The 9,724-nt window shown below is 41.9% G+C and carries 8 protein-coding genes; 3 read left to right on the top strand and 5 right to left on the bottom strand.

The features are described 5' to 3' along the window. The coding region (gene thiC / locus PX482_RS03575) for a phosphomethylpyrimidine synthase ThiC (RefSeq protein WP_288122071.1) at positions 1–1,184 on the top strand (1,184 nt) is incomplete at its 5' end. Positions 1,185–1,270: 86 nt separating this feature from the next. Here the strand turns inward: thiC and PX482_RS03570 are convergent. Further along, positions 1,271–1,810 carry a phycobiliprotein lyase gene (locus tag PX482_RS03570; RefSeq protein WP_159290762.1) on the bottom strand — a complete coding sequence of 180 codons (540 nt, stop codon included), beginning with the start codon at positions 1,808–1,810 and terminating at the stop codon, positions 1,271–1,273. Between the two features lie 379 nt (positions 1,811–2,189). Between PX482_RS03570 and PX482_RS03565 the strand changes: the two genes are divergently transcribed. Continuing rightward, positions 2,190–3,110, top strand: coding sequence for an NAD(+) kinase (locus PX482_RS03565; RefSeq protein WP_002757170.1), 921 nt, complete (start codon positions 2,190–2,192; stop codon positions 3,108–3,110). Positions 3,111–3,473: 363 nt separating this feature from the next. Here PX482_RS03565 and PX482_RS03560 read toward each other — a convergent pair whose 3' ends face one another. The 3 genes from PX482_RS03560 to PX482_RS03550 all read right to left on the bottom strand — a co-directional run bounded on the left by PX482_RS03560 (position 3,474) and on the right by PX482_RS03550 (position 8,487). Continuing rightward, positions 3,474–4,541 (bottom strand): ribonucleotide-diphosphate reductase subunit beta, encoded by a 1,068-nt coding sequence (locus PX482_RS03560; protein WP_288024127.1) that lies wholly within the window; start codon positions 4,539–4,541, stop codon positions 3,474–3,476. 53 nt (positions 4,542–4,594) lie between these two features. Next, positions 4,595–5,047: a DUF29 domain-containing protein gene (locus PX482_RS03555; RefSeq protein WP_288024129.1), complete on the bottom strand. Its 453-nt coding sequence runs from the start codon at positions 5,045–5,047 to the stop codon at positions 4,595–4,597. A gap of 80 nt (positions 5,048–5,127) precedes the next feature. Then, positions 5,128–8,487, bottom strand: a complete 3,360-nt coding sequence (locus PX482_RS03550) for a ribonucleotide reductase barrel domain-containing protein (RefSeq protein WP_002757163.1) — start codon at positions 8,485–8,487, stop codon at positions 5,128–5,130. A gap of 434 nt (positions 8,488–8,921) precedes the next feature. Here PX482_RS03550 and PX482_RS03545 point away from each other — a divergent pair, with 434 nt between their 5' ends. Continuing rightward, on the top strand, positions 8,922–9,065 hold the full coding sequence (locus PX482_RS03545; RefSeq protein WP_002757162.1) for a hypothetical protein: 144 nt from the start codon (positions 8,922–8,924) through the stop codon (positions 9,063–9,065). 419 nt (positions 9,066–9,484) lie between these two features. On the opposite strand, the gene PX482_RS03540 is transcribed toward PX482_RS03545, so the two are convergent. Then, on the bottom strand, positions 9,485–9,724 hold a 240-nt coding region (locus tag PX482_RS03540), incomplete at its 5' end, for a Txe/YoeB family addiction module toxin (RefSeq protein ID WP_288122069.1).

The raw sequence follows: 9,724 nt of genomic DNA, 5'->3' as shown, positions 1-9,724 counted from the left end.
TGGCGATCGGTATTGCTTCTAAGTGTAAAGTTAATGCTAATATCGGGGCTTCCCCTAACTCCTCGAATATTAACGAAGAACTGGAAAAATTACACCTAGCGGTCAAATACGGCGCCGATACGGTGATGGATCTCTCCACCGGTGGCGGTAATTTGGACGAAATTCGCACTGCGATTATCAATGCTTCTCCCGTCCCCATCGGTACTGTACCCATCTATCAAGCGGTGGAAAGCGTTCACGGCAATATTGAAAAACTCACCCCCGAAGATTTCCTCCACATTATCGAAAAACACGCCCAGCAAGGGGTAGATTACATGACGATTCACGCGGGAATCCTCATCGAACACCTGCCTTTAGTCAAAACCCGTCTGACCGGGATTGTCTCCCGGGGCGGTGGTATTATTGCTAAGTGGATGCTGCACCACCACAAGCAAAATCCTCTCTATACCCATTTCGACGAAATTATCGAGATTTTCAAGCGTTATGACGTTTCTTTTAGTCTCGGTGACTCCCTACGTCCCGGTTGTACCCACGATGCTTCCGATGCGGCCCAATTAGCGGAATTGAAAACCCTCGGCCAACTAACGCGTCGCGCTTGGGAACACGATGTACAGGTGATGGTGGAAGGACCGGGCCATGTTCCCATGGACCAAATTGAGTTTAATGTGAAAAAACAGATGGAGGAGTGTAGCGAAGCACCTTTCTATGTTCTCGGTCCCCTTGTCACCGATATTGCCCCCGGATACGATCATATCACTTCGGCGATCGGGGCGGCTCTGGCGGGTTGGTACGGGACGGCGATGTTATGTTATGTCACCCCGAAAGAACATCTCGGTTTACCCAACGCTGAAGATGTGCGAAATGGCTTAATTGCCTACAAAATAGCGGCTCATGCGGCAGATATCGCCCGTCATCGTCCCGGAGCGCGGGATCGTGACGATGAACTCTCCATTGCTCGTTATAATTTCGATTGGAATCGTCAATTTCAGTTATCCTTGGATCCCGATCGCGCTAAGGAATACCACGATGAGACTTTACCCGCAGATATCTATAAGACGGCGGAGTTTTGTTCGATGTGTGGACCGAAATTCTGTCCCATGCAAACTAAAGTCGATGCCGATGCGATTACGGAATTAGAGAAGTTTCTCGCTAGTCAGAATCAAGACAATTTAACCCCGGTTTAAAGGGGAGTTATGGGAAGGGCTGCTTGATTTCAGCCCTATTCCTAGCATAGAAGTCAAAATTCTGGGAATAGCCGCCGATTTTTTGACTAATTGACCCGTTTTTCTAGATATTGACCGATCATCAATTCTTGACCGGCGCGAGAGATAATAGTTTGTCGGGTGCGATATTGTTGACCGATGAGTTTAATTTCTTCTTCAAAGACAGAACCGGCGTATTCTGTTCTCAGACAGAGAGTAGAGGGGTTAGGAAAGGTATAAATGGCACTAACGGGTTTATCCGTCGCAAATCCCCGATCGCGATAGAGAATATTATCTAAAATACCGAATATAGTCGAACCGTTGGAGGGTTTTTTACTCTGGGGACGGAGATAATTACTTTGCCAAGTCACTTCCGTACCACCTAATAGAACTGTATCTTCCAGATTATGTAAACGGGCCAGTTGAATTAATGGTTCGCTGCCTTGGGGTAAATATTTAATCTCGATGGCGCTGATAACTTCTTGGGGTTCCGTTTCTTGGGTGAGGGTGTAATAACGTCTCTGGGATTGCCAGCGTCCTTCTGTCTGCTTAAAAAAGGCTAAAGCCAAAGTTTCTAGCGATAATTGGGCGGTTTGAATTAATGTCATAGAAATAAAACCTTTCCTGTTTTTTGGGAGAGCAGATTTGTTATCCTTTGTCAAGAGTTTGCCAGAGAACTGTTACACATCTTAATACAATTATAACTCTGCATGGAAATTAAGTGGTAGGGGTGTTGAGAGAGATAATTGGGAAAAAGCCGCATAGATACAGCAGTTACAGGGAAAAAACGGGATAAGATTGCTAAAACCTGCGAGCTTATCCTAGTTACTTCCATTTACCCTTATCTATCGATTAATTCTGTCAAATTGGCTACAGTGAGGCCGAGGTGATTCCCCCAACCCCCTTTTTTACCTGTTACTTTTCACCCGATCTGCCCAGTCTTGGTATTGTTAAAAATATAGAACCTCCGAACAAGGTCTCAACTCCGTGCAGTTAAAACAAGTCATCATCGCTCACAAGGCCAACCATCCCCAAAGTAAAGCATGGGCGGAAAAATGCGCTAAACAGTTAGAAGCCCGTCAGTGTAAAGTTTTAATGGGACCCAGTGGCTTTAAAGATAATCCCTATCCGGTATTTTTAGCCTCAGCATCGGAAAAAATCGACCTTGCCATCGTTTTGGGGGGAGATGGAACCATTTTAGCCGCCGCTCGCTATTTAGCTCACGAAGACATTCCAATTTTAGCGGTGAATGTCGGCGGCCATCTGGGATTTTTAACGGAACCTTTTGAGATTTTCCAGGATACGGAGACGGTCTGGGATCGTTTACAATCCGACCACTACGCGGTACAACAACGGATGATGTTAAAGGCCAGAATCTATGAAGGGGATAAAAGAAACCCGCAGCCAGTGAGCGAGGCATTTTATGCCCTGAATGAGATGTGTGTGAAACCCGCTAGTATCGATAGGATGCCCACCTCAATCCTCGAAATCGAAGTGGACGGGGAAGTAGTAGATCAGTACCAAGGAGATGGTTTATTAGTGGCTACTCCCACGGGGTCCACCTGTTACACCGCTTCCGCTAATGGCCCGATTATACACCCCGGCATGGAAGCGATCGCTGTTACCCCGATTTGTCCCTTGAGTCTCTCCAGTCGGCCGATTGTCATTCCCCCGGCATCTCTGGTCAGTATTTGGCCTCTGGGAGACTACGAATTAAACACTAAACTCTGGATGGATGGCGCTTTAGCCACTTCCATTTGGCCCGGGCAATGGGTGGGAGTTACCAAAGCTGAAAAATTCGCCCAATTTATTATCCTGCGGGAAAGCTATTCTTTTTATCAGACTCTACAGGAAAAATTACAATGGGCCGGGGCGAGAATTCATTATGATGGCAATCGTCATAATTAGGGTTTGCGGCAAAAAGTTTTTCGTGGGTGTAGGGTGTAGGGTGTAGGGTTTTACCGATTTTCAGGGGGTCAATTACCTAATTTTCAGGGAAAAAGTGCCTAAATTCCCCCCGATCACTCCCATATCTGGTACTTTTTGATTTACAAAAACTCTAAAAGTCTTAACCAACAAGGGTTTTACCATTATTCAGCCAGCCCTACTTATAATTACCGAGATGCCAGTAGGGATCGTTAAAGGTTGAGCGGGGTCGAAGGAGCAAAAGGCCCCTTGCACCCCAGCGAATAGAGGGTCAAAAGTTGTCAAAATATTTGACAAAATTGCCACTTTATGGTAAGAAATTGGGTTATTCTTGTCCCGTAAATTTTAAATTTCATCCCATCCAGTTAAGCCAGAAGACATAACATAACTGGTAACGGTTGCTTCAAAAAAGTTAGCTTTGGTGTGGCCTTCTTTTTTGGTATCGGAGAAGCGTTCCAGATGATTATAGGGACTTTTGTTATACTTTTCTTCCTTGTATAAAGGCTCAAGTCCGATCGCTTTCAGTCGAATATTAGCGAGGTATTTGGTGTACTGTTCGGTACTGTATTCGGTAATACCTAAAATGTCGTTGCCAACAATGTGATTTGTCCAGCGACATTCGTGTTTAACGGCCGTATCGAACATCTCATAAATCTGTTCAACGGAATGGGAAAAAGTTGCCATGGCTTCGGGAATAAGTTTCTGATACAAACGGACGTGACTTAATTCGTCCCGGTTGATCATTTTGAAAACGTCAGCACTACCGGACATTAGCTGTCGAGAAGCGAGATTATAGAAAAAGATAAAGCCGTTGTAAAAATACAAACTCTCCAGCAAATAATCGGCAAGAAGGGCGATAAAATAGCTTTCAGTAGTTTGTTTGTCGATGTATTGCTGGTAGAGACTAGCGATAAATTCACAGCGATCCTTGAGAACTTTATCGGTACGCCAAAAGTCATAAACTTCGCCTCTGCGATCCGAGGGAATAATGGTTTCAATTAAGTATTGATAACTTTGATTGTGCATGGCTTCTTGAGAAATTTGTTCCGCCATACAAAGACTAATTTCTGGCGCAGTGACGCTACCTTTTAGGTGGGGAATATTACAGGTTTGCACGGAATCAAGAAAAGTTAGATAGGATAAAATACCATCATAAGCATATCTTTCTTCGTCGGTAAGATGCCCGTATTCAGTCACGTCTTGAGTGATATCTAAGCGTTGCGGAATCCAGAAATTTTCGCGCATTTGTTGATATAAACCCACCGCCCAGGTGTAGCGGACATCGTTTAACTGCATCAGGTTGGTGGTGTTACCAAACCAGATCGAACGGTTTTCGATCGCATCATCTCCCGCCGGATTGAAGATCGGGGAAATGGGCATCGAATGGCAAGAATTAACTAAATGTAAGGACATGATTACTTGGATATTATGGCACTTTTAGGTTATAATAGATTTTCGGTAAAAAGTCAAATGTTTTGATTTTGATTAGGAATAAATTCAAAATCTAGGGCTTCTGCCAAAGTAAATGGGCAATCCTTCGGGAATTTCTCTAGGTTTATCCCTGTTTCAATAGCGGCTTTTTTTCTGTCCTTATTATAGCATTTTTTTAAATTGTCTTCTGTTAAAAAACTCTTAAGACTAGGGCTATTTTCTAAATCTTCTTCGATTCTTTCTCGCTGCTCAAAAAGGGTTAATGCCCAGCTTCTGGTTTGTTTTTCTGGCTCTTGTAAGTATTTTAGTAAATGCCATAAAATCACGGTCAGATTGCTTTTAAGGGCTTTCTGTTGACTGATAGACATAGATTTTATTTCTTCAATTAAATTCTCTAAATCTAAATCAGAAAACCGATGATTTTCTAGTAAAGATATGGTTTTCTCTATCCAGAGATAGTAATCCTGTTCGTATAAAGTCTTATCCATAGCTGTGATTAGGTGATGAGTAGGACTTATTTTAAATGATATAAAAAAATTAAGGTGGGCATTGCCCACCCAAGTTAACCTTAATTAGCGCAACTAGAACAACTATCGTCAGACTCTCGAAAATTGTCCTTTTGTACGGTACGGATATAATAAATCGCTTTACACCCCAATTCCCACGCCATGATGAGAGTATCAAAGATATCTTTAGCAGTGAGACAACGGTTGGGTTCTGCGGGGAAATAAACCCCTTCATTGAGGTTGAATAATAATTCCATAGAAATCCCCGTATCAATCCATTCTTGCATAGTAGCGATCGCTTTTACCACTTGTTGCTGTTCGAGATTTTTATTCTCTGGATAAAACCAGAAAGCTTCTTCAATAAAAGGTGGTGCGATGGGAACGGTTCCCTTTGCCCATTTATCGTAGAAAAAGCGACTATAAACCGGCAAAACACTAGCGGTACATCCCTGTACCAAACTAGAGGAAGTATTAGGAGCAATGGCGGTAATATGGGAGTTACGGATGCCAAATCGTTGAATATCTTCGGCTAATTGTTGCCATCTTTGCGGTTGCACCGCGTTATTTAAAAACCATGCCACTGGTTTTGCTCCGATTAATTTACCTTGACTCCATTCACTACCCAAGAAAGCTTGATAAGCGCCGCGTTCTTTGGCTAATTCCATCGAAGAATAGGTACACCAATAGCCAATTTCTTCAAATAAATTACTAATTTCTGACAGGTTATTGTAGGATAATTTCCGTTTAGCTAACCAGTCAGCCAATCCCATCGCCCCTACCCCAATAGTGCGATATTTATCGTTGTGGTTTTTAGCATTATCAAAGGGAGGATTAGTGATATCGATAGTATTGTCGAGAATCCTGACAGCGATTTGACAATTAGACTCGATTTCTTCCCTGTCGATATTGGCTAAATTAAGGCTAACTAAATTACAGCAATGGGCAGTTTTATCGGGGGTGACATTGCTAAAAGATTCGGTGCATTGTCCTGTTAGAATGCCGTTAAACATTCCCAGATGACGCTTGGGTTCTGTAAAACAGTAGGTGTCATCTCGACGACAGGTTAACTCTACCGATTCAATGCGAATAAACTGAGTGGCCGAACGTTGGGGTTCTTTTAAAGTCCATTGTAAGCGATGGGTTTTAAGTCCCAATTGACCAAGTTGAAATAGTCCGACAGAATTAATCAGTAAACGATATTTTGGTTGACAGAGATATTCTTGATAATTTCCCTTTCCATTTGGCATCAATTTATAGCCACCGTCATCCATAAAAGTAACTTTGGAATCAACTCCTAAAGTCTGTAACATTAGGCGAATATCGAGCAAAAATTGCCGGTTAACAGCAGCAATCTGGAGAGACTCGTTAGAACCATTGCGGGCAACTGTTCCATCGGCATCAAGTAAACCAGCTAACCATTCTAAACGAGATTTAATTGTGTAACCATTGAGAGGAACTGTAAATTTACTGGGAATATCTAACGGGAGTTTACAGACGATCCGATCTTGTTTACTGTCATGATATACCCCTAGGGTATCGGTTTCTTTTCTCCAAAAAGTACCTTTTTCAATAGAGCCATTTCCCCGATATTTGTTACGAATAGCCAATAAGGGAAGTAACTCTTTTTTAACTCCGTATAGGTCAACTTCTGGCATTCCATTGTTTCCGTAACTCCCATCTCCAGAAAAGAATCCTGCGGTGTAGGCGTAGGGAAAGTCAAGATCATTTTCTGACTGGATGAGAGGCAGCTGGTATTTAATTAATTTATCTCCTTGTTTGAGGTCTTTTGCCTCCACAATTTCCACGGTTCCCTTGTAGTTCTTCTGAACGTAAAACTTATGGTAGTAAGTACATTCTAATGCCTCTCCGTTAGAGAAATTGACCTTTAATAAAGGCTGGTTTTCTCCAGTCTTTTTAACTAATACTTCTGACCACTCCAATCCATTCCAGACATTAACATATTCCCCCACCAAATCAGCGATTGCTATTTGTCCTCGGTCAGTGAGAATTTTTGTTTCTCCCGCGACGCATAAATTTACACCGGGGATATAGCCATCGTGCTTATTAGGATTAGCGCGATTGATGGTATCTTTGAAGGCAATGTAGGGCATTCCTGTTTCTACTTGGGAACGCATGATACTTTTAAATAAGTCCCGGGCATTGATTTTTTTATAGAGGAGAATCTCTTGATCTAAATTAGCTTCTACTAAACGATAGGCCTCTTCAAATTCTTCCCCCCATAGTTCCGCTAATTCTATACCTAATTTATTGCGAACTTCGTAGGGATCTACTAATGTCCACTCGGCTTTATTTATCACCCGACGCATGAATTCATCGGTGATAACTAATTGGGGAAAAACATCATAAGCTTTACGTCTTTGATCACCGTTTTCTGTCTGCATTTCCAGAAATTCTGGCACATCTAAATGCCAGATGTCAACACCGATAGTTACTGCCCCGGCGCGTCTTCCCCCCTGATTTACTGCAATAGCTGTATCGTTGAGTAATTTAATCCAAGGAATAATCCCCCCGGAAGCATTAGCTTTCCCCATTACCCAGCTACCAGTGGCGCGAATTCTACTCACATTCACCCCGACACCGCCACCATTTTTTGAGATGCGGGCAGCATTAGTAATCTCGTCGAAAATGCTTTCTAAACTGTCGTCAATGGAGAGGATAAAACAACTGGTTAAGGAACCTTTGGGAGTGCGTAAATTGGCTAAAATTGGGGTGGCGAGAGAGATTTTTCTTTGAGCAATCGCTTGATAAAATTTCTTCGCCCAGGGGAGTCTATTAGCTGGTTCTTCCACAGTGGCAAGCAGCAAGGAACAGGTTAATAATGCCTCTTGGGGTAACTCATTTTTGAGTAAATAACGGCTAGTGATTAACAATGCCCCTGCGTAATCATAATCGATGTCCCAATCGGAATTAATCCAAGAACCAGCTTCTTTTAATTCTGCCTCGGAATAGATGAGAATCCTTTCGTCGTACAGCCGATTTTTAACTTGAGTTTTGACAGTTTTCTCGTAATTTCCGTACTGATAACCCCGGACTACTAAGGTATCTTTCCACAGACTCCAAATATGCAATCTTCCCGCCACATAGCGCCAATCCGGTTCCTCGGGACTACACATTTCTAGGGCGCAATTAATTAAATTATCCTGTATTTCCCTGGTGGTAATCCCATCCCGCAGGCGCGTGGTTAAACCTGCTTCTAAGGCGATTGAATTGACTTTTTTGCCTTCACAAGCCCACTCTACCACGTCGCGAATTTTGCCGATATTTAAGCTTGTGGTGGAACCATCGCGCCGAATCACTCTAATTCCATGGCTGCCCATATTAGCTAAAGGGGTAGAACGAAAGGGTATTACTTCGTTATTTTTGTGAATGGAGACGGTAGTAGTCAAGGGCTTTGATTGCATAATTAGGAAATTGCGGCGTTAAAAAATTTGACAAATTAATCTATTTGTACTAGAGTATTATATCAGATTTTCTGGGAAAACACAACATCTAGCGTGTTAAATAATCTTATCACTCTATATATGGTATAGCCAGGATTATTTTGTTCCCTAAAAACAGTGTTTTGGCTGACATTTTCTGGAAAAAATTCTTGATTTTCCTGAAAAATGTAGTTCTTTTGTATGCTTGACAAAAAGCTTTTTCTTTGGCATGAAAAACAGATTGACAAAATATTTTTGATCCGATTCTGCTTGACTGCTGAGGAGGTTGTGGTCAGACTTTAGCTAATGGCTGATAGCTTATGGGTATAGTTTTGTTCTTAAGTACCTAAGTAGGGAGGCACAATTATTTGTAAGATGGGTTAGCGGTAGCGTAACATAATCGGGCGTTGGGTTTCATGCTTCAACCCAACCTACGTTCTGTCCTGGGAGATATTGCTTTTACTCCCGAAGGGGAAATCATTCAGGATAAATTCTCCGTGGCACAAATTAAAATGAATGCCGATGGTAAAAATGGTAAATTTACTTTTGTGGAAAATTAATAAGTAAGTGGTTCTTCTCGTTTCTACCTCGTTGCAAGGGTCTCCCTTGCAACGCATTTCCAGAGGTTCTAGCTCTTGTGTAATACTAAATCCTGTTTAAAGTGTTCAAGAGTGTTAAAGTCGAGTCCAAAATCAACATAATCCTGTTTTGACTTGCAATGTTCTATTCAATTAATTTCTCTAGGGATAGGACAGTATTCGATGGTGGTGTTGGACAAGAATAAAAGAAAAATGTAGGTTGGGTTTCCCTTTCTTCAGAAATTCTTCTTAAGTTTTCGTGTTCCCTAATTCTTGCTCTAAGCTAGTTCTGGAATTTCTGGCAATTATTAGTAGTGAAATGGCTCTTCTCTACTTTGTGTGATAAGCACTGATTATCATTCGTAGGAGTCTTGCTAGGCAAGGCTTTGAAGACTATATTTCTATAAAATTATCCCTATTCTTCTTCCCTCCACACAGAAACCAGAAGAGCCGTGAAATTTACAGGAAACAATAACAATTTCTTGATCAGACACGCTATAAACTAGGCGATGTTCTTTTGTAATGCGTCGTGACCATAATCCTGATAGTTCATGTTTTAATGCTTCTGGTTTTCCTAATCCAGAAAAAGGCTCTCTTTGAACATCTTTAATAAGGCTGACAATTTTAGCGTCAACTTTTTT

Origin of the sequence: Microcystis sp. M53602_WE12 (assembly GCF_030065455.1) — a bacterium.
Lineage (GTDB): Bacteria > Cyanobacteriota > Cyanobacteriia > Cyanobacteriales > Microcystaceae > Microcystis > Microcystis aeruginosa.
This window is presented reverse-complemented; position numbering and strand designations above follow the sequence as displayed.